The sequence below is a fragment of the Telluria sp. Soil_C_11 genome (genome assembly GCF_057657395.1).
This window is the reverse complement of sequence record NZ_JBDGIN010000059.1, coordinates 1-518: the sequence shown is the minus strand read 5'-3', so window position 1 is coordinate 518 and position 518 is coordinate 1. Positions and strand designations below refer to the sequence as shown.

Here is a 518-nt window from a genome sequence, read left to right as displayed (position 1 = left end):
GTGTCGGTTTGCGGTACGGTCTCGTATGACTGAAGCTTAGAGGCTTTTCTTGGAACCACTTCCGATTGCTTCGCAGCATAAAGCCGCTCGTCCCGATCCCTTGAATCCTGCGCCCGGATTTGCCTAAGCGCCTTCTATGAACCAGAAACTGACTATTCCAACAGTCAGACAACCTTCCGCGATCCGTCCCCCCATCGCATCATACGACGGTGCAGGAATATTAACCTGCTTCCCATCAGCTACGCATCTCTGCCTCGCCTTAGGGGCCGACTCACCCTGCTCCGATGAACGTTGAACAGGAAACCTTGGGCTTTCGGCGAGAGGGCTTTTCACCCTCTTTATCGCTACTCATGTCAGCATTCGCACTTCTGATACCTCCAGCATCCTTTACAAGACACCTTCGCAGGCTTACAGAACGCTCTCCTACCATATCCAATAAAGGATATCCGCAGCTTCGGTGACTGGCTTAGCCCCGTTACATCTTCCGCGCAGGACGACTCGATCAGTGAGCTATTACG

At 52.9% G+C, this 518-nt stretch carries 1 rRNA gene; it reads right to left on the bottom strand.

Annotated elements, in window-relative coordinates:
* Positions 1-518: ribosomal RNA gene (locus AC3A6M_RS24855) — 23S ribosomal RNA — on the bottom strand; the annotation flags it as partial.